Origin of the sequence: Nocardia sp. NPDC051756 (genome assembly GCF_040681495.1) — a bacterium.
GTDB lineage: Bacteria > Actinomycetota > Actinomycetes > Mycobacteriales > Mycobacteriaceae > Nocardia.
Genome location: NZ_JBFAYV010000009.1, coordinates 184,131 through 203,450, shown reverse-complemented (window position 1 = coordinate 203,450; position 19,320 = coordinate 184,131). Strand labels below are relative to the sequence as shown.

17 protein-coding genes and 1 pseudogene are annotated in these 19,320 nt (G+C 68.5%); 13 read left to right on the top strand and 5 right to left on the bottom strand.

Going from position 1 to position 19,320, the window contains the following annotated elements:
• Positions 1-40: 40 nt before the first annotated feature.
• Positions 41-2,080 carry an AMP-binding protein gene (locus tag AB0M22_RS35740; RefSeq protein ID WP_364736410.1) on the bottom strand — a complete coding sequence of 680 codons (2,040 nt, stop codon included), beginning with the start codon at positions 2,078-2,080 and terminating at the stop codon, positions 41-43.
• A gap of 316 nt (positions 2,081-2,396) precedes the next feature.
• Between AB0M22_RS35740 and AB0M22_RS35735 the strand changes: the two genes are divergently transcribed.
• Genes AB0M22_RS35735 through AB0M22_RS35715 form a run of 5 tightly spaced genes read left to right on the top strand, consistent with a single transcriptional unit; the run spans position 2,397 to position 9,017 of the window.
• Complete coding sequence (locus AB0M22_RS35735; RefSeq protein WP_364736408.1) at positions 2,397-6,125, top strand: ATP-binding protein; 3,729 nt, start codon at positions 2,397-2,399, stop codon at positions 6,123-6,125.
• Complete coding sequence (locus AB0M22_RS35730) at positions 6,122-6,535, top strand: roadblock/LC7 domain-containing protein (protein ID WP_011207200.1); 414 nt, start codon at positions 6,122-6,124, stop codon at positions 6,533-6,535. The genes AB0M22_RS35735 and AB0M22_RS35730 overlap by 4 nt, the downstream gene beginning before the upstream one ends.
• Positions 6,536-6,542: 7 nt before the next feature.
• A complete protein-coding gene (locus AB0M22_RS35725) occupies positions 6,543-6,917 on the top strand; it encodes a DUF742 domain-containing protein (protein ID WP_040731099.1) in 375 nt (124 codons plus the stop codon).
• A complete protein-coding gene (locus tag AB0M22_RS35720) occupies positions 6,898-7,500 on the top strand; it encodes an ATP/GTP-binding protein (protein ID WP_014981574.1) in 603 nt (200 codons plus the stop codon). The genes AB0M22_RS35725 and AB0M22_RS35720 overlap by 20 nt, the downstream gene beginning before the upstream one ends.
• 11 nt (positions 7,501-7,511) lie before the next feature.
• Complete coding sequence (locus AB0M22_RS35715) at positions 7,512-9,017, top strand: carboxyl transferase domain-containing protein (protein ID WP_364736405.1); 1,506 nt, start codon at positions 7,512-7,514, stop codon at positions 9,015-9,017.
• A 120-nt stretch (positions 9,018-9,137) separates the two neighbouring features.
• Here the strand turns inward: AB0M22_RS35715 and AB0M22_RS35710 are convergent, their stop codons facing one another.
• From AB0M22_RS35710 to AB0M22_RS35700, 3 genes are read right to left on the bottom strand one after another with little or no spacing between them, the layout of a single operon-like run.
• Positions 9,138-9,560 carry a type II toxin-antitoxin system VapC family toxin gene (locus tag AB0M22_RS35710; RefSeq protein ID WP_364736403.1) on the bottom strand — a complete coding sequence of 141 codons (423 nt, stop codon included), beginning with the start codon at positions 9,558-9,560 and terminating at the stop codon, positions 9,138-9,140.
• Entirely contained in the window at positions 9,560-9,889 is a 330-nt protein-coding gene (locus tag AB0M22_RS35705; RefSeq protein ID WP_364736401.1) for a hypothetical protein, read from the bottom strand. The genes AB0M22_RS35710 and AB0M22_RS35705 overlap by 1 nt, the downstream gene beginning before the upstream one ends.
• A 51-nt stretch (positions 9,890-9,940) precedes the next feature.
• Positions 9,941-10,117: a hypothetical protein gene (locus tag AB0M22_RS35700; protein ID WP_364736399.1), complete on the bottom strand. Its 177-nt coding sequence runs from the start codon at positions 10,115-10,117 to the stop codon at positions 9,941-9,943.
• Positions 10,118-10,131: 14 nt separating this feature from the next.
• Between AB0M22_RS35700 and AB0M22_RS35695 the strand changes: the two genes are divergently transcribed.
• Together AB0M22_RS35695 and AB0M22_RS35690 are read left to right on the top strand one after the other, a co-directional pair.
• A complete protein-coding gene (locus tag AB0M22_RS35695; protein WP_364736634.1) occupies positions 10,132-10,707 on the top strand; it encodes a TetR family transcriptional regulator in 576 nt (191 codons plus the stop codon).
• 113 nt (positions 10,708-10,820) lie between these two features.
• Positions 10,821-11,675, top strand: coding sequence for an aldo/keto reductase (locus tag AB0M22_RS35690; RefSeq protein WP_364736397.1), 855 nt, complete (start codon positions 10,821-10,823; stop codon positions 11,673-11,675).
• Here the strand turns inward: AB0M22_RS35690 and AB0M22_RS35685 are convergent.
• Positions 11,672-12,775: an NAD(P)-binding domain-containing protein gene (locus tag AB0M22_RS35685; protein WP_364736395.1), complete on the bottom strand. Its 1,104-nt coding sequence runs from the start codon at positions 12,773-12,775 to the stop codon at positions 11,672-11,674. The genes AB0M22_RS35690 and AB0M22_RS35685 overlap by 4 nt on opposite strands.
• 90 nt (positions 12,776-12,865) lie before the next feature.
• On the opposite strand from AB0M22_RS35685, the gene AB0M22_RS35680 reads away from it, so the two are divergent.
• The 6 genes and pseudogenes from AB0M22_RS35680 (at position 12,866) to AB0M22_RS35655 (ending at position 19,319) form a co-directional block, all read left to right on the top strand.
• Positions 12,866-13,594 carry an enoyl-CoA hydratase gene (locus tag AB0M22_RS35680; protein WP_364736393.1) on the top strand — a complete coding sequence of 243 codons (729 nt, stop codon included), beginning with the start codon at positions 12,866-12,868 and terminating at the stop codon, positions 13,592-13,594.
• Positions 13,594-14,736, top strand: coding sequence for an MBL fold metallo-hydrolase (locus AB0M22_RS35675; protein WP_364736391.1), 1,143 nt, complete (start codon positions 13,594-13,596; stop codon positions 14,734-14,736). Before AB0M22_RS35680 ends, AB0M22_RS35675 begins: the two co-directional genes overlap by 1 nt.
• A gap of 39 nt (positions 14,737-14,775) precedes the next feature.
• A pseudogene (locus AB0M22_RS35670) lies at positions 14,776-14,964 on the top strand (antitoxin); the annotation flags it as partial.
• A gap of 154 nt (positions 14,965-15,118) precedes the next feature.
• Positions 15,119-17,452 (top strand): ATP-dependent DNA ligase, encoded by a 2,334-nt coding sequence (locus tag AB0M22_RS35665; RefSeq protein ID WP_364736390.1) that lies wholly within the window; start codon positions 15,119-15,121, stop codon positions 17,450-17,452.
• 76 nt (positions 17,453-17,528) lie between these two features.
• Positions 17,529-17,708 (top strand): antitoxin, encoded by a 180-nt coding sequence (locus AB0M22_RS35660; RefSeq protein ID WP_364736632.1) that lies wholly within the window; start codon positions 17,529-17,531, stop codon positions 17,706-17,708.
• 354 nt (positions 17,709-18,062) lie between these two features.
• Positions 18,063-19,319, top strand: a complete 1,257-nt coding sequence (locus AB0M22_RS35655; RefSeq protein ID WP_364736389.1) for a lipase family protein — start codon at positions 18,063-18,065, stop codon at positions 19,317-19,319.
• Position 19,320 lies beyond the last annotated feature (1 nt).

Genomic DNA, 19,320 nt, shown 5'->3' with positions numbered 1-19,320 from the left:
CGTCAATCCCTAAGCGGGACGAACGATTTCGCGAGGCAGATTACGCGGGCGAGCCCACGTCCGGGGTCGCCACCGGGTCCGAGGCCGGCGTGTCCTTCGCCGGGTTGGCCGCGTGGATCTGCTCCTCCAGTGCCTCGAGCACCGTCGGATCCTCGATGGTGGAGGGCACCTCGTAGGGCTCACCGGAGGTGATCTGCCGGATGGTCTTGCGCAGGATCTTGCCCGATCTGGTCTTCGGCAGCGCGGTGACGATGACCGCGTCGTGCAGCGTCGCGATCGCGCCGATCTGCGCGCGCACCCGTTCGATCAGTTCGTCGCGCAGCTGCGCGGGATCGACCTCGACGCCCGACTTGAGCACCACATAGGCCAGCGGCCGATGCCCCTTGAGCTCGTCGGGCAGCCCGATCACCGCGCACTCGGCGACCGCCGCGTGCCCGGCGATGGCCGCCTCGATGCTGCCCGCCGACAACCGGTGTCCGGCCATATTGATCACGTCGTCGCTGCGGCCGAGCACGTACAGGTAGCCGTCCTCGTCGAAGTAACCCGAGTCGCCGGTGAGGTAGTGGCCGGGGTAGGCGGTCAGATACGAACGCTTGTAGCGCTCGTCGTCGTTCCACAGCCCGGTGAGCGTGCCGGGCGGCAGCGGCAGCCCGATCACGATGTTGCCCTCGATATTCGGCGCCACCGGGTTGCCCTCGGAATCGAGCACCCGCAGCCGGTAGCCGGGCACCGGCACCGAGGCCGAACCCGCCTTGATCGGAAGTTGTTGCAGCCCCAGCGGATTCGCGCAGATCGGCCAGCCGGTCTCGGTCTGCCACCAGTGGTCGACGACCGGGCAGTCGGTGCGATCGGCGAGCAGCACCTCGTCGGCCCAGGCGTAGGTCGCGGGATCTAGTCGCTCGCCCGCGCAGAACAGGGCGCGCAGCGACGACAGGTCGTGGCCGTGCGCCAGTTCGGCTTCCGGGTCCGCCTTGCGGATGGCGCGCAGCGCGGTCGGCGCGGTGAACAGCACGCGAACTTTGTGTTCGGCCACCACCCGCCAGTACGCGCCGGCGTCCGGCGTGCCGATCGGCTTGCCCTCGTAGAGCAGCGTGGTCGCGCCGACCAGCAGCGGCGCGTAGACGATATAGGAATGCCCGACCACCCAGCCGACATCGGAGGCGGTCCACATCACCTGTCCCGGGCCGATGTCGTAGATGTTGCGCATGGACCAGGCGAGGGCAACCGCGTGTCCGCCGTTGTCCCGAACCACCCCTTTGGGTTTCCCGGTGGTGCCCGAGGTGTAGAGGATGTAGAGCGGATCGGTCGCGGCGACCGGGACCGGCTCGGCGAGTGGCGCATCTCGGACAGCGTCGTCCCAATCGAGCCACTGGGCGGCGACGGTCTGTGCCGAACTCGGCAGCGATTCGGTCGCGGCCTGCGGCGCGGAGAAATGGATCGTCGGGAACTGCGGCCGCTGCTTCACGATCACCGTGCGCGGCGCCGTGGTCGCGGCGAGATCCAAGGCTTGCAACACAATCGGCGGATATTCGAGCTGTTTGCCCGGTTCCAGCCCACCCGATGCTGTGATGATCAACACCGGTTCCGCGTCGTCGATGCGCGCGGCGAGCTCCGGCGCGGCGAAGCCGCCGAACACCACCGAGTGCACCGCGCCGATGCGCGCGCAGGCCAGCATCGCGATCACGGCCTCGGGGATCATCGGCAGGTAGATGATGACGCGGTCGCCCGCGACCACCCCGAGCCGGCTCATCGCGCCGGCGAACTCGGCAACCTTTTCCAGCAGCTCCGCGTAGGTGAAAACGCCTCTGGCGCCGGTCATAGCGGAGTCGTATATTAAGGCGGGCTGATCCGCCAAGCCCCCCTCCGCCGCGCTGCCACCGTGCACATGCCGGTCGAGGGCATTGAAGGAGGTGTTGAGGCGAGCATCGGTGAACCACCTGGCCACCGGGCGAGCAGCCGGGTCGATGATCTGGGTCGGTGGCACCACCCAATCGATGGCTTCCGCCGCCCCGGCCCAGAACTCGGCGGGGTCGACCAAGCTGGTCTGATAGACCGGTCGGTACTCGTGCCGCACGTTCAAACCCGTGACTCCCTAGCCTCGCCTCGATGCCCGCCTCGATAGATCTGGTTGATTGTGGCAGACTTCACGCGACGCCCGGGTGGGTGTTGTGACCATTGGTTTTGCCTGGAACGGCCAGGTCAAGGGTCGCATGCTTACTCGGAGTCACCCAAGAAGTTATTGATCCGTTAGAATCTGATGTCACTTATTTGGGCCGTCGTAGACGCAATTTCTCGGCCAGCCGCAGTTCTCGGCCAGCTCCGCCTGTCGAGCCAGTATGCGTGTGGAGGTTCGCTGATGGCGCGTGGTTGGGGCCAGTTTGGAAAGTGAGTGGGAGATGCGTGAGGCCGCTAGGTCCGGCAGAAGGCGCTGGGCGCTCGGCAACTGGGACCTGCGCTGGAAGGTGACGGCAGTTCTCGCCGTCCCGCTGGCCGTCGCGGTAGGCCTTGGCGTGTCCAGGATTTCATCGGAGTTCACCAACTCGGGTCGGCTCGCCGACGTCGCGGAGAACGTCCAGGCCATACCGGCCGTCACCGCGTTGAGCGCGCAGACGGCGACGACTGTCGGTTCGCAGATGATCGCGGTCGCGCCGAACGTCTCGGTGGTGACCGACCAGAACCTCGCCGATCTCGACAAGGCGATTGCCAACGCGGAGAAGGCCGCCGACAAGCTCAGTGGTGTGTCCGGCGCGCGTTCGGCGTTGGACAGCATGCTCAATCAGGCAAAAGCCGTTCGCCAGCAAGGCAAGAACGTCAGCACCGGGCCGAGCTCGGATGCCATCGGCCTGATCGACCGGGTACGTAACGACAGCGTGCGGATCGTCGAGACGACGGTCGGCCAGGTCAGCGACACCGCGGTGGATACGGCCAAGCTGCGCCTCGTCGACTCGCTCAACACGCGTGCGACGCTGGTCGGCGAGGTCGCCGCGTTCCCGGATGTGTTGAAGGATCCGAAGGTAGGCACCCCGGGCTTCCTCACCGCGGCCAACACCGAGCGTTCGCTGCTCGGCGTGCTGTCGCACCGGTTCGCCGACGGGGACACCTCGATCGCCGATCTGCGCGCGGGCATCGATACACGCGTGACACTGCTGAACAGCCCGCAGTCGCAGGCCGGTCAGATTCCGGTCGGCGATCTGAAGAAGTCGCTCACCGACAGTCTCGCGGTCTACGAGCTCGTGGTGAGCCGGGCGACCAAGGACATCGACAGCGCGATGAACTCGCTGGTGTCCACCGCGCAACGCGACGCGTGGACCTACACCGCGGTCGTCGTCGCCACCATCCTCGCGGCGCTGTTGCTCGCCGTGTTCGTGGCGCGCTCGATGATCGTGCCGCTGCACCGGCTGCGCCTGGCCGCGCTGCGGGTCGCCGAGAGCGACCTGCCGCATGAGGTGGCCCAGCTCCGCACCGGCGCCTCGCCGGAAGAGGTGCCGCTGGAACCGATGCCGGTGCGCAGCACCGAGGAGATCGGCCAGCTGGCCCGCGCGGTCGACGACATCCACGGCCAGGCCCTGCGCCTCGCGAGTGACCAGGCGCAGATGCGTTCACAGGTCAACGACATGTTCGAGACGCTGGCCCGCCGATCCAAGTCGCTGGTCGACCATCAGCTCAGCCTGATCGAGGCGATGGAGTACGACGAGAAGGACCCGCGGCTGCTGGAGAACCTGTTCCGGCTCGACCATCTCGCCGCGCGTATGCGGCGTAACGGTGACAACCTGCTCATCCTCGCCGGCACCAGGCAGCGCCGCGCCAAGTCGGCGCCGGTCGAGATCGCCGACGTGCTGCGGGCCGCGATCTCCGAGGTCGAGGACTACGAGCGAGTGAAACTGGGTGCCACGCCGCGTGGTTCGCTGGTCGAGCCCGCCGCCTCGGACATGGCGCACCTGTTCGCCGAGCTGCTGGACAACGCGCTGCGCGCCTCCCCGCCGGAGACCGACGTGAAGTTCACCTTCGCGCAGGCGCACGACCAGGGCATGCTCATCGAGGTGGCCGACCGGGGCATCGGTATGCCGCCGTCCGAAATGGCCGATATCAACCGGCGTTTGGAACAGACCGCCGAGCCAGGCCCCGACACCGCCCGGCACATGGGTCTGTTCGTGGTCGGCCGGCTGGCCGAGCGGCACGGGCTCACCGTGCGGCTGCGCCCGACCTTCGACACCGCGCGTGATCCGGGCGTCACGGTGACCGTGCACGTCCCCGGCGGGCTCATCGTCGCGGGCAAGCCGATCACCGCGCAGCCGGTCACCCCGTCGCCGCAGGCGGGCGAGCGGCCGCGGCCGTCCGCCGCGTCGTCGATGCAGATGCGGGCGATCACCCGGACTCCGGGCGGCAACGTCATGGTGACCGTCGATCCCGGCGTCAGTGGCCCGCTGCCGATCACCAATCCGAATGCCGCACCCAGCGGGCCGATTCCGGCCGGCGGTGGGCTGCCGCAGCGGCAGCCGGGTAACTCCATGGCGTCCGGGCTGCAATCGAACGCACAGCAGTCGGGTGCGACGCTGCGCCCCGCACCGGGTGGTCAGCAGTCCGGTGGGCCGCAGCGGGGCAAGCTCGCCGCCGCGAACCTACCCAAGCGCAATCTCGGCCCCGGCGGTCCGCCGCCGCGGCAGCCGGGTGGTCCGGTCGAGCCGACCGTGACGGGTCTGCCGCCGCGGGACGCGAATTCGGGCGAGCTGCCCAAGCGTCAGCCGGGCAGCAACGGCGTACCGCAGCCGAGCATCAGTGGTCTCGCGCAGCCGCCCAGCGGCCTGCCGCAGCGTCAGCGTGGCGAGAACGGGCTCCCGCAGCGGGATTCCGCGCCGGGCGGTCTGCCGCAGCGTGATCCGAGCGCGGGCGGACTGCCGCAGCGAGACCCGAGTGCGGGCGGACTGCCACAGCGGGACAGCGCCTCCGGTGGTCTGCCGCAGCGCCAGACCGGGCCGAGTGGCTTACCTCAGCGGGAGGGCTTGCCGCAGCGCGACCCGAATGCCGGTGGTTTGCCCCAGCGTGATCCGAGTGCCGGTGACCTGCCGCAGCGCGAGTCCGCGTCCGGTGGTCTGCCGCAGCGGGAGTCCGCGCCGGGTGGCCTGCCGCAGCGGGAACCGACCGCGGGTGGCTTGCCGCAGCGCGAGCCCACCGCGGGTGGCCTGCCGCGCCGTCAGCGTGGCGAGAACGGTCTGCCGCAGCGGGAGTCCGCGTCCGGTGGTCTGCCGCAACGGGATCCGAGCGCGGGTGGCCTGCCGCAACGCGATTCGAGTCTGCCGCAGCGCGATCCGAGTTCCAGCGGCCTGCCGCAGCGCGAGTCCGCGTCCGGCGGCTTGCCGCAACGGGATCCGAGTTCCAGCGGCCTGCCGCAGCGTGACCCGAGTGCGGGCGGTTTGCCGCAACGTGACTCGAGTCTGCCGCAGCGGGATCCGAGCGCCGGTGGCCATCGGCACGCGGCGGCGAGTCTGCCGCAGCGGGACGTGACGCCGACCGGTTTGCCGCAGCGCCAGCCGGGCACCCAGGTACCGCCGAACCTGCCGCAGCGCGAGCCGGGTGACGCTCTGCCGCAGCGGGATTCCTCGCCGGGCCTTGGTCTGTCCCAGCGCGGGCGGGGTACGCTGCCCGGCGTCGACGAGCAGCCGAAGGATGCGGAGGCCGCAGGCGGCGATCCAGGCAGGCACAGTTACCGCGCCAACCCGACCAGGACGGCGTCGTTCTTCCAGACCAGGCTTCAGCCCGCGGTCGAGACCGGCGATTCCGTCATGGGCGGGACACCGATTTTCGCGGAAATGATGTCGGCGTGGCTGTCAGACCCGAATATGGACAGGTCCACCGTGGCCGCCTCCTTCGAATCACCCGGTGATGAAGGTTGGCAGGCGGCTCGAGCGGCCAGCGAGGCACAATCCGAAACAAGGACGGCGGCCGGGTTGCCGCAACGCAATCCGGGCGGAAGGCTGGTCCCGGGCGCCGTCAACGGTGCGGTGGATCGGGCACCGAGCCGTGATCCAGAAACGATCAGGTCCAGCCTGAGTCGCCATCAGCAGGGCGTCCGGGATGGCCGCGCGATGAGAGCAATGAACTTAACCGGAGATAAAGGAGACCGATGAACCCCGATCTAGGTGGTACGAATCGTCAGCTGGATTGGCTGGTTTCGAACTTCGCCAACGAGGTTCCTGGCGTAGCCCATGCCGTCCTGGTCTCGGCTGACGGCCTACTCATGGCCGCGAGCGCTCAGCTGCCCGTCGACCGTGCCGAGCAGCTCTCGGCCGTCACCGCCGGACTGGCCAGCCTCTCGGTCGGCGTCTCGAACCTGTTCGAGGGCGGCACCGTGCTGCAGTCCGTCGTCGAGATGGAGCACGGGTACCTGCTACTCATGGCGGTCGGCGACGGCTCGTACCTTGCCGTGCTGACCAACACGTCGTGCGACATCGGTCAGGTCGGCTACGAGATGGCGTTGTTGGTCGAGCGGGTTGGCCAGACAGTTCAGGCCACGCCACGCGTCACGATGGGTTCCTGATGGTGGGATGGACATAGAAGATCACCGCTTGGGGAGCGCCGAGCCCAGTCTCGTCCGCCCATACTCGTTGACCGCAGGCCGAACGAGGCCCGCGGTCGAGTTGGCGTTGGAGGCTCTCGTCGCATCGCATCCGGTCGCCCTGGAGCGGCAGTTCGAACTGACCAACATCGAGACGTCAATCGTGGAGTTGTGCAGAGAATCGCCGTCCGTCGCTGAGGTAGCAGCCCGACTTGGTATCCCCATCGGGGTGGCTCGCGTGCTGGTTGCCGACCTGATCGAGGCCGGGCATGTACGCGTTTCGGCGACTTTGAAAGACGATTCCAGCGACGATGAACGTCGCGAGCTGATCGAAAGGGTTCTCAGTGGACTCCGGCGTATTTGATTCGACGGCGCAGGTCGACACCCGTACCAGCAAGCCAACGTCGGCGAAGATCGTGGTCGCGGGTGGCTTCGGTGTCGGTAAGACCACGATGGTCGGTGCTGTCTCGGAGATCGTTCCGCTGCGCACCGAGGCATTGGTGACCAATGCCAGTACCGGAATCGACAATTTGACGGGCATCCCGATGAAGTCGACCACCACAGTGGCGATGGACTTCGGCCGGATCAGCCTCGCCGACGATCTGGTGCTGTACCTGTTCGGTACGCCGGGCCAGTACCGATTCTGGTTCATGTGGGACGACCTGATCCGCGGCGCCATCGGCGCCGTGGTGCTGGTCGACACCCGCAGACTCGAGGACAGCTTCGCTGCCGTCGACTACTTCGAAGCGCGCGGCCTACCATTCCTGGTGGCGCTCAACGAATTCGACGACGCGCCGCGCTACCCGATCGAGGACATCCGGCAGGCCCTCGCGGTCCCGGCGGACGTGCCGATCCTGTCCATCGACGCCCGGCGTCGCGAGCCGGCCAAGCAGGCCTTGGTCGCGCTCACCGAGTACGCCCTGCGCAAGGTGATGCAGGGCTACTGAGTGCTCGCGCGGTGAAGATTTCGGCGCGCGAACTACTCGGGCAACTGCTCGACACCGACTCGTTTGTCAGCTGGGACCGGTCACCGATCACGGTGGCCGCGACCACGCGATACCGCGAGGCGTTGCAGAAGGCTGCGGTCGCGGCGGGCACCGATGAGTCGGTGCTCACCGGCGAGGGACTGCTGCGTGGCCGTCGCGTCGCCGTAATCGCCTGCGAGTTCGGCTTTTTGGCGGGTTCGATCGGGGTCGCCGCGGCGGAACGGATCGTGTCCGCGGTCGAGCGGGCGACCGAACTCGGGCTGCCCCTGGTCGCTTCGCCCACCTCCGGTGGCACCCGCATGCAAGAGGGCACCGTCGCGTTCGTGCAGATGGTGAAGATCGCCGGCGCCGTCGCCGCGCACAAATCCGCCGGCCATCCCTATCTGGTCTACTTGCGCAATCCCACCATGGGCGGCGTCTTCGCCTCGTGGGGTTCGTTGGGGCACATGACTTTTGCCGAACCCGGCGCGTTGATCGGGTTCCTCGGGCCGCGCGTCTATCAGGCGCTGTACGGTCAGCCGTTCCCCGAGGGCGTGCAGACCGCCGAAAACCTTTACCGCCGTGGCGTTATCGACGGCGCCATCACGGTGTCCATCTTCCGCCGGATCGCCCATCGTGCGCTGAGCGTCCTCAGCGGGATCCCGGATTCGACTGCGAGCGAACAAGTTCCACGATCCGACCGGAAGCTGGCCGACGCTGTCTCGGCGTGGGAGTCCGTCGTGATCTCGCGGCGTCCGGATCGGCCCGGTATTCGCGACCTGTTACGTCATGTGACCCAACGGGTTCCGCTGAGCGGGACCGGACAGGGCGAGGCCGATCGAACGGTGGTGCACGCACTGGCCCGCTTCCGCGGCCAGCCGTGCGTGGTGTTCGGACACGACCGATCGGGGCAGCAAGACGGGTACTCCATGGGGCCCGCCGCACTACGCGAAGCGCGCCGCAGCATGGCGCTTGCTGAAGAGTTGCGGTTGCCCCTCGTGCTGGTGATCGACACGTCCGGCGCCGCCTTGTCCAAGGAGGCCGAGGAGCGCGGATTGGCCCCCGAGATCGCCCGCTGCATCGCGGATTTGGTGACCTTGGACACGCCGACCGTCTCGGTGTTGCTCGGTCAGGGCACCGGCGGCGGCGCGCTCGCCCTGCTCCCCGCCGACCGCGTCCTGGCCGCCACCCACGGCTGGCTGGCCCCGCTGCCGCCGGAGGGTGCGAGCGCCATCGTCTATCGCGACACCGAGCACGCCGCGGAACTGGCCGGGTCCCAGCGCATCCGCGCCGCCGACCTGCTCGCCGACGGCGTGGTCGACCGCATCGTGCCCGAATACCCCGACGCCGCCGACGAATCGGTGGATTTCGCCCGCCGCATGGGCGCCGCCATCGCCGACGAACTCGCCCAGCTCCGGCAGCGCCCCGCCGCCGAACTCCGCGCCCTGCGTCAGCAGCGCTACCGCCGTCTCGGCCTCCCGAACGCGGCCGACGGCTAGGTTGCCCGTCTCGCCGAGTTCCGCGATCAACCCTCGACTCCACGCAAACGCCGGCTTCGCCGTGTAATCCGAACACAGCAAACGAATTCGAATTTCATGACCTCGCCGGAGCCGAGGTGCTCAGTGCTCGGTACCGGTGGACGGATCGAACACGCGCAGTCCTCGTCCGGCGAAATCCTTCACATTCTGTGTCACCAGCATGCCGTCATGTGCCAGGGCGATTGCGGCGATCTGGGCGTCAGTCACTTCACCGGCAGTTGGTTTCGGCCGCTTCAGCATCAGGTGGGCGTAACAGAATGCGGCGGAGTAGTCGAAGTTCAGGATGCGATCGGCCTGAACCAGTGGCGCGAATACGGCGTCGGCCGCCGCCATCAGCGCGTCACGCTTGCGACCCTCAGCCATCGGGTAGACACCCTTTGCCACTTCCATGACCGTGATGGATGTTGTGTAGAAGTCGCTGACGGTCGCCAACCATGCGGCAACGATGGGGTGTTTCTCCGGAACCATCGCGGCCGCGATGACATTCGTGTCGAGTATCAGCACTACTCGGCCGAATCTTTCGAATCCTCGTGCCGTGCGCCGATTTCCGGCACGTCTCCATCGAGCGCTTCCCGTAGCTGCGCCAGTCGTCCCAGCAGCGCCGCGCCAGAGAGCGGGTTGACCACCGGCGCTGGATTGGCCTCATCGTCGGCTGCGCGTGTGAGGATGGCGCGAACTTCCGCTTCCATCGACCGGCCGTTGCGGTTGGCGCGGCGCTGAATGCTCGCTTTGGTCGCCGGGTCCAGATTACGCACGTTGAGGTTTGTCGGGACGGCTTTGCGGACCACCTTGGTGGTCTTCGCCTTAGCCTTGGGGGGCTTGATAGTCGCCATGCCCTCAATGATAGCGCGATGCCCTCATTATGCCCTCATGCGGTGTCTCGCTCACGCCGCCGATGTTCTCGCCATAGAGCAGATATCCCCGGCCAGGAACGGATGTTCGCCGTGCAGCGCATCGAGCGCCGCATCGATCCGATCGGCCTGTTCCGGCGGGCCGGGCATCAGATTGCCGTGTTCGTCGGCGCCGAGCCCGCCCGCATAGATCCCGAATCGAAGAGTCATGGCCCGATTCGTAGCTGGCCATCGCCGACGCCGCGATGGGCCTGTTCGTCGCGCACGGCTTCGATCGGGTCACCGTCGCCGAGGTGGCGGACGCGGCCCGGGTGTCGATCAACACCGTGTTCAACTACTTCCCGACCAAGGAGGATCTCTTCTTCGATCGGCAGGCCGAGGTGGTCGACCGGCTCGCGGGCGCGGTGCGGCAACGCGCCGACGACGAGTCGCCCGCGGCGGCGGTGCGCCGCCTGTTCCTGGACGAATTACGCCGCAACGAGCCGACTTTGGGCTTGTCCGCCGAAGCCGCCACGTTCTGGCAGCTGGTCGACGACAGCCCGGCGCTGCAGGCCCGGCTGCGCCTACTCGGCGAACAGACCGAAGCCGCGCTCGCCGCGGCCATCACCGAGTCGGCCGGTGCTGGCAAACGCGACGCAACACCGCGGCTGCTGGCGGCCGTCCTCGCCGGCATCGATCGCGCGCTGCACGCGGAGATCCGGCACCGGTTGCAGTCGGGTGACCCCCCGGACGCGGTGCGCCGCGACATCCGTAAGGCGGCCGGTGCCTTCGAGGCGGTGGCAGGCCTGGGTGCTCGCTGAGTCATGACCGTCACTGTTGGCCGGTGAGAAAGCGCAGGTCGGGCGGTAAACCGGGGGCCAACACGCCAAGGGGCAGCGTTGACGGCTCGCCGCCACACTTCTACCGTCGCAGGGTGACCTTCAGAAGCGAGACCTCCGCCATCCCCTCGATCGTCCTGAACGACGGCAACGTGATCCCGCAACTGGGCTTCGGCGTTTTCCAGGTGCCCGACGACGAGGTGACCCCGGTCGTCACCGCGGCGCTGGCGGCCGGCTACCGCAGTATCGACACCGCGGCGATCTATGGCAACGAAGAAGGCACCGGCCGCGCGATCCGTGATTTCGGCCTGCCGCGCGACGAGATCTACGTCACCACCAAGCTGTGGAATGCCGACCAGGGCTTCGATTCGACGCTGCGCGCGTTCGACACGAGCCTGAAGAAGCTCGGCCTGGACTACCTCGACCTGTACCTCATCCACTGGCCGGTGGCCAAGGCCGATCGCTACCTCGACACGTTCCGCGCCTTCCAAGCACTGAAGTCACAGGGCCTGATCAAGTCCATCGGCGTCTCGAACTTCACCGCCGAGCACCTGGAGCGCCTGATCGGCGAGACCGGTGAAACCCCGGTGGTGAACCAGATCGAGCTACATCCGCGGCTGGCCCAGCGCGAACTGCGCGACTTCCACGCAGGCCATGCCATCGCCACCGAGGCGTGGAGCCCGCTCGGCCAGGGCACGCTGCTCGACGATCAGACCATCACCTCGGTCGCCGCCGCGGTCGGCCGCACCCCGGCCCAGGTGATCATCCGCTGGCACCTGCAACTCGGCAACATCGTCATCCCGAAGTCGGTCACCCCGTCCCGGATCGCGGAGAACTTCGACGTCTTCGGCTTCGAACTCTCCCGCGACCAGATGGACGCGATCAACGCCCTCGACAGCGGCACCCGCGTCGGCCCCGACCCGGACACGATGACCGCCGGCCTGGACTAGCCAAGCCCCAGATAGTCCGTCAGCTCCACGGCCGCCGCCCGCCCCGCGCGGTTCGCGCCGATCGTGCTCGCGGACGGTCCGTAGCCGATCAGGTGGATGCGCGGATCCGCGGCCACCTGGGTGGCGAGCCGGCCGGTCATGGTGATGCCGCCGCCGGGACCGCGTAGTCGCAGCGGCGCCAAATGGTCCAGCGCGCTGCGGAATCCGGTGGCCCACAGGATCACCTGGGCGGGCTGGAAGGCGCCGTCGGCCCAGCGCACCCCGTCCGGTTCGATGTGGTCGAACATCGGCAGCCGATGCAGCGCGCCGCGTCGCTGGGCGGCCCGGAGCCGGTCGTCGAGCCGCAGCCCGGTCACCGAGACCACCGACCCGGGCGGCAATCCGCGGCGCACCCGGTCCTCCACCTTGGCCACCGCCGCGCGCCCGTCCTCCGGGCCGAACGACGCGTCGCGGAAGATCGGTTCGGTGCGGGTCACCCAGGTGGTCGAGGTGACCTGGGAGATCTCGTCCAGCAACTGCACCGCCGAGATGCCGCCGCCGACCACCACCACGTGCTTACCGGCGAACTCCGCCGCGGTGCGGTAGTCGTGCGTGTGCAGCTGCCGTCCGGCGAAGGTCTCCGCGCCGCGATAGCGCGGGATGAACGGATGTTCCCAGGTCCCGGTCCCGTTGATCAGTCCGCGCACCCGGATGGTGCCGGCGGAGTCGGTCTCCGCGTTGAGGATCGGTCCGTGCTCGGCGGGACTGCCGTCCTCGGTCCGGTCGCACACCACCTTCACCGAGACCTGCCGGCGGACCCGCAGATCGAAGTGCTTCTCGTAGAGCTCGTAGTAGTGCGGCACCGCGGTCGCCGCGGGCGCGGATTCCGAGCCGGGCGGCAAGGTTTCGGCGAACGACATGCCCGGGAGGTCGTGCACCCGATTGACCGTGGTCAGGGTGAGCGAGGGCCAGCGGAACTGCCAGGCCCCGCCCGGACCGGGTGCATGGTCCACGATGAGAAAGTCCTGTTCGGGGCGTAGCCCGAGGCGCTGAAGGTGATAGCCAGCTGACAGCCCGGCCTGACCAGCGCCGATCACCAGGAGGTCGAAGTCTGTCGGCACAGCCGCCGATCGTATCCGCTTCAACGGTCTACGCCGTCGGCTGTGGCAAAGTGAATGTAACTAGACGGATCGTTCAGTTGGGGAGGTCGCATGCTCGGAGTTAGCCGAGACGGTGACGTGGTGACCATCGAACTTCAGCGTGAGGAGCGGCGCAACGCGCTGAACCTCGAACTCATCACGCTGCTGCGCGAAGCCGTCCTTGCCGCCGTCGCCGATGACGCGCGGGTAATCGTGATAACCGGGCGCGGCCCGATCTTCAGCGCGGGCGCGGATCTGTCCGGCGTCTACTCCGAGGAATTCCTCGGGGGACTCCAGGACATGCTGCACACCATCGAGTCGGTCCCGGTGCCGGTGATCTCGGCGATCAACGGCGGCGCGCTCGGCGCGGGCGTGCAGGTGGCCCTCGCCTCGGATCTGCGGGTGATCGCGCCGGACGCCTACATCGCGGTGCCGGCGGCCAAGCTCGGCATCTCGGTGGACCGGTGGACGGTGCGCAGGCTGGTGTCGCTGATCGGCGGCGGCCCGGCCCGGACCATCCTGCTCGGCGCGGACCAGGTGTCGGCGGCCGACGCCTACAACTTCGGCTTCGCCAACCGGCTCGGCTCGCTGGCCGACGCGCAGTCCTGGGCCAAGCAGATCGCTCAGCTCGCGCCGCTGTCGCTGCGGCACATGAAGCTGGTGCTCAACGACGACGGCACCCGCGAGCCGGACAACGCGCAGCAGCGCGCCGCGCTGGAAGCGGCCTGGACCAGTGCCGACGCGCAGGAGGGCCGATTGGCCAGACAAGAGAAGCGCGCCGCGAAATTCCTGGGGCGCTGATGAACATTCGCAGCATTGCCGTGGCCGCCGCCGGCGCACTGGGTCTGACCTGGGTGGTTCGCGCCGCGTGGGGCATCCCGTCCGCGATGGGCGCCTCGATCAACGCCATCCAGCCGTACGCGGCCGGGGCGATGACCTACCGCAACCGCCAGTTCCACAACACCGAGCCGAGCAGTCAGCTGGCCGCGGGATCCGCACCGTCGCTGCTGGTTTCGGCGCTCACCAAGCGCAACACCGGCCGCCCGACCGGGGTCATCCCGCTACAGACCCCGCAGCTGCCGGAAACCGCGGCCGACCTGGCCGTCACCTGGTACGGCCACGCCACCGCGCTGATCGAGATCGACGGCTACCGGGTGCTCACCGATCCGGTGTGGAGCGAACGGGTTTCGCCGTCCGCGCTGGTCGGCCCGAGCCGGATGCATCCGGTGCCGACACCGCTGTCGGAGCTGCCCGCGATCGACGCGGTGATCATCTCGCACGATCACTACGACCACCTGGACAAGGACACGGTCCGTGAGCTGGTGCTGCGCCAGACCGCGCCGTTCCTGGTCCCGGTCGGCATCGGCGCGCACCTGCGGCACTGGGGCGTGCCGGAACGCCGGATCATCGAATTGGATTGGGGCGGTTCGGTTTCGCTGTCCGCACTGGGCCGGGCGCACGCGGGTTCGGATCTGGTGCTCACCTGTACCGAGGCGCGGCACTTCTCCGGGCGCGGCCTGGTCCGCAACACCACGCTGTGGGCGTCGTGGTCGATCGTCGGCCCGACCAAGCGGGCGTACTTCGGCGGCGACACCGGCTACACCAAGGCGTTCGCCGAAGCCGGTGCGGCCCTTGGCCCGTTCGACCTGACCCTGCTGCCCATCGGCGCCTATGACGAGCGGTGGCGCGATGTGCACATGAACCCGGAGGAAGCGGTCCGCGCGCACGCCGACCTGTGCGCAGGCGACGCCGGCCACGGCCTGCTGGTGCCGATCCACTGGGCCACCTTCAACCTGGCCTTCCACGGTTGGTCGGAGCCCGTGCGCCGGATGGTGACCGCGGCCGAGACGGCCGGCACGGCGATCGCGGTGCCGATGCCCGGCCAGCGGGTCGAGCCAGGTAGCACCCCACCACGGGATTCGTGGTGGGAAGATGTGGGTTGACGACATCCTGCTAGTGGGCTAGAGGAAGGAACGAACGCTATGAGCTTCGCGGATACTCTGAAGGGCCTCGTCGGCAAGGGCAAGGACGCGGCGGCGAAGAACGCGGACAAGATCAACGACGCCATCGACAAGGGCGGCGACTTCATCGATCAGAAGACCCAGGGCAAGTACTCGGACAAGATCGCCAAGGGTAAGGAGGCCGCCAAGAAGGTGGTCCCGCCGGAGGATCAGCCGGGTGCGCCGGGTCAGCCGGGCGGCGCCGGTGCGCCGGGCACCACGCCGGACACCCCGGACGCGCCGGGCATGGACAGCTCGAGTCCACAGGTCTGACGAGCGGCGGGGATCCGGCTTTCTGTCGGTCCCCGCCTCTAAAATCAATTCCATGGCATCCCGCCGGAAGTTCGGTGGCATCGAGGTTGAACTCAGCAACCTCGACAAAGTGCTGTATCCGGCCACCGGCACCACCAAAGGCGAAGTCATCGCCTACTATTCGGCGATCGCGCCGGCCATGCTCCCGCACATCGCCGGGCGGCCGGTCACCAGGAAGCGCTGGCCCAACGGGGTCGACGAGCCTTCCTTCTTCGAGAAGAACCTCCCCGCGCACGCGCCGTCCTGGATCGAACGGCACACCATCCAGCATTCCGATCGCAAGGTCACCTATCCGGTGATCGACTCCGAGGCGGGCCTGGCCTGGCTCGGGCAGCAGGCGGCGCTGGAAGTGCATGTGCAGCAATGGCGCTTCGACGGCGACGCGGTCGGCCCGGCCACCCGGCTGGTGTTCGACCTCGATCCCGGGCCCGGCACCGGACTGGCCGAATGCGCGCGGGTCGCGCTCGCGGTACGCGAGATGGTCGAGGGAATCGGCCTGCACGCGTTCCCGGTGACCAGCGGCAGCAAGGGAATCCACATCTACGTCCCGCTGGATCGGGAACTCAGCTCGGGCGGCGCGTCCACGGTGGCCAAGCAGGTCGCGACCAACCTGGAGAAGCTGCACCCCGACCTGGTGACCGCCACGATGGCGAGATCGGTGCGCAGCGGCAAGGTCTTCCTGGACTGGAGCCAGAACAATCCGTCCAAGACCACGATCGCGCCCTACTCGCTGCGCGGGCGCGAACAACCCAACGCGGCCGCGCCCCGCAGCTGGAAGGAGATCGAGCGCCGGAAGAAGCTGCGGCACTTGCGCTTCGACGAGGTCCTGGCCCGCTGGCAGGACGACGGCGACCTGCTCGCCGAGCTGGATCCGGCGCTGCCGCAGTGCAATACCGCCTCGGCGGAATCCGGTGCCGACGCACTGGCGAAGTATCGGTCGATGCGCGACCCCGCCCGCACACCCGAGCCGGTGCCTGCCGACCGGCCCGAACCGAGCGAGGGCAATCGCTACGTCGTGCAGGAACACCATGCGCGGCGGCTGCATTGGGACGTCCGCCTGGAACGCGGCGGCGTGCTGGTGTCCTGGGCGGTGCCGAAAGGCCCGCCGACGAGCTCGGACCAGAACCGGCTCGCCGTGCACACCGAGGATCACCCGCTGGAGTACCTGGACTTCCACGGCGCCATCCCGAAGGGGGAGTACGGCGCGGGGGAGATGACCATCTGGGATTCGGGCACCTACGTGACCGAGAAGTGGCGCGACGACGAGGTGATCGTCGAATTCCACGGCGAGCGGCTCAACGGGCGCTACGCGCTGATCCAGACCAACGGCAACCAGTGGCTGATGCACCTGATGCGCGAACAGCACAACGCCGACGCGCACAGCGGGGACGACCCAGCGCGCGCTCTCGGCGCGGATCCCGGCAGGCCTTCTGGTCGCATCATCCGAATGTCGAGCGGCCCTTCCCCCTTTCCTCGGGGCATGTCGCCGATGCTGGCGACGCCCGGCGACGTCGCCGACCTGACCGCCGACGAATGGTGTTTCGAGACCAAGTGGGACGGATTTCGGCTGATCGCCGAAATCGACTCCGGCACACTGACTTTGCGCAGCCGCAAGGGCATCGTGGTGAACAACCGGTACCCCGGCATGGCCCCGCTCGCCGACGAATTGTCCGGGCACAGCGTCGTTTTGGACGGCGAGGCGGTGGTCTTCGACGACCACGGCGTCGCCAACCTCGGTCTTTTGCAGGCGGATGCGGCGCGCGCGGTGTTCGTCGCCTTCGACGTGCTCTATCTGAACGGTACTTCGCTTGTCCGCAAACGATATTCGGACCGGCGCCGGGTGCTGGAGGCGCTCGCCGGGACCGCGCCGTCGATGATCGTGCCGCCCCGGCTGGACGGTTCCGGCGCCGACGCGGTGCGCTACAGCCAGGACCACGGCATGGAGGGCGTGATCGCCAAGCGCAAGGATTCGGTGTATCTGCCGGGCAAGCGCGGTCATTCGTGGGTGAAGCAGCGCAACTGGCGCACCCAGGAGGTGGTGATCGGCGGCTGGCGGCGCAGCGACGCCCGCAACTTCAAGTCCCTGCTGGTCGGCATCCCGTACGAGGGCAGGCTGATCTACGTCGGACGCGTCGGCACCGGATTCAACGAGCCCGCCATGTTGGAACTGGCCAAGCGGCTCAGCCCGACCGAACGCAAGACCAGCCCGTTCGACAACGAGCTGACCGCCGAGGAACGCAAGGAAGCCGTCTGGGTGACGCCGAAAATCCATGGCACCGTGCGCTTCATGAACTGGACCGAGACCGGCCGCCTATGGCATCCGGCCTGGTTGGGCGCCTCGGACTGATCGCCGAGCGGCGGACGTTCGCCGCCGCCGATTACAGTGATGCGCGGTGGGACCCATTTCGGACGAGGAGTACACGGTGGACTTCAAGAACCTGGCGAACAAGGCGCTCGACCTGGCCCAGCAGAACGCGGACAAGGTCGAGACCGTCATCGAGAAGGCAGGCGACCTGGTCGACCAGAAGACCGACGGCAAGTTCGCGAGCCAGGTCGACTCCGCTCAGGAAGCCGCCAAGAAGGCACTGCACCAGCAGAAGTGACGCGGCACCGCACGAGAACCGGCGGCGGCCACGTGCACGCTCGATGATGTCCCGTTCGGACACGCGGTAGGCGGTGCGGCTGACCGTGGTTGACCGTTGCCGGTGCGTCCGATCGGCCACTACCGTGGATGCCCCGAGGCCGGAGCCGGTCGGCGCAGTGCCGCGTCAGCGCACTCCGTCGCGCCTCGTCGGACAGGGGAGGCCGCCATGTGCCGAATGTGTCGTTCCGGCAACGAATTAGGCGTGTCGGCGAAACGTCGAGCGAGAGTTGACCGGTTCGACCACCGGCAAGGTAGGTTGCCTGCCATGGCGACTCCGGACGGAATCGGTAGGGGGACATCGCTCCTCGGCAGCATGGCAGCACCCGAAGCGCCGGTCCGGCGCATCGGCGCGGCACTATCCCGAGCCGGATCCGTGGTCGCCGTCGCGGCGGCGCTCGTCGCCTCGACCCTGATCACCGCGCCGGCCGCGCAAGCCCAAGTGCCGCCACCCGACGCGGATCCGTTCTACGCCGCGCCCGCCGACCTCGCCGCCTACCCCGAGGGCGCGATCGTCGAGTCCCGCCAGACCGCGTTGTTCGGTCTGCCGCTTCCGGTTTCGACCTGGCAGGTGAAGTACCGCAGCTCCGACGCGAGCGGCGCGGCGGTCGCCGACGTGGCCACCGTCCTGGTGCCCATGGTGCCGTGGCTCGGACCCGGCCCGCGCCCGCTGCTGTCGTATCAGATCGCCGAGGACAGCCTCGGCTCCCGTTGCGCGCCCTCGTACGCGCTGCGCGGCGGCGGCGACCCCGGCGGCGCTCAGGCGTTGATCGACACCCCGTTCATGGCCGACGCGTTGCGCCGCGGCTGGGCCGTGGTGACCAGCGACCACGAGGGCCCGCAGTCCCGCTTCCTGGACGGCGTCAATTCCGGCCGCGGCGTGCTGGACGGCATCCGCGCCGCCCGCGACCTGCCCGCCGCCGGACTCGGCCCGGCGACGCCGATTGCCGCGTGGGGTTATTCGGGCGGCGCCTTCGCCACCCTGTGGGCCGCGCAGATGCAGCCGCAGTACGCGCCGGACGTGCACCTCGCGGGCATCGCGGCCGGCGGTGTCCCGTCGAACTGGCCCGCCATCGCCCAGCACGTGGACGGCACCATGCAGGCCGGCCTGGCCATGCTGGTCGTCATCGCCGCCACCCGCGACAACCCGCGGGCGGGAATCCTGGATCTGCTCAACGAGCGTGGCCGCGCGATGATCGCCGCCGACAGCGCCGCGTGCGGCCCGGATCTGGTGACGAAATATGTCAACGCCCGCGTCGACGACTTCGCCGCGGTGCCGAACCTGTTGTCCCACCCCAGTTTCCGTGCGGCAACCGATCCGCACGAACTCGGCACACCGGCCCCTGGCATCCCGATGTACCTGTATCACAGCACCAGTGACGATGTGGTCCCCGTGGCCGGCTTCACCGATCTGCTCGGCCGGTACTGCGGCCAGGGTGCGGCCATCACCTCGGTGCATTCGGTGGTGCCCGGGCACAACCCGACGGCCGTCATCGAATCGTTCGGGGCGATGTCCTATCTCGCGGACCGGGTGGCAGGCGTGCCTGTCGCACCCGGTTGTCACGAGCGGTAGT

Coding starts and splice junctions, on each gene's coding strand:
- AB0M22_RS35735 (WP_364736408.1), top strand. CDS start 2,397: ATGCGTGAGGCCGCTAGGTCCGGCAGAAGGCGCTGGGCGCTCGGCAAC.
- AB0M22_RS35730 (WP_011207200.1), top strand. CDS start 6,122: ATGAACCCCGATCTAGGTGGTACGAATCGTCAGCTGGATTGGCTGGTT.
- AB0M22_RS35725 (WP_040731099.1), top strand. CDS start 6,543: ATGGACATAGAAGATCACCGCTTGGGGAGCGCCGAGCCCAGTCTCGTC.
- AB0M22_RS35705 (WP_364736401.1), bottom strand. CDS start 9,889: ATGGCGACTATCAAGCCCCCCAAGGCTAAGGCGAAGACCACCAAGGTG.
- AB0M22_RS35700 (WP_364736399.1), bottom strand. CDS start 10,117: ATGACTCTTCGATTCGGGATCTATGCGGGCGGGCTCGGCGCCGACGAA.
- AB0M22_RS35680 (WP_364736393.1), top strand. CDS start 12,866: ATGCTCGGAGTTAGCCGAGACGGTGACGTGGTGACCATCGAACTTCAG.
- AB0M22_RS35675 (WP_364736391.1), top strand. CDS start 13,594: ATGAACATTCGCAGCATTGCCGTGGCCGCCGCCGGCGCACTGGGTCTG.
- AB0M22_RS35665 (WP_364736390.1), top strand. CDS start 15,119: ATGGCATCCCGCCGGAAGTTCGGTGGCATCGAGGTTGAACTCAGCAAC.
- AB0M22_RS35655 (WP_364736389.1), top strand. CDS start 18,063: ATGGCAGCACCCGAAGCGCCGGTCCGGCGCATCGGCGCGGCACTATCC.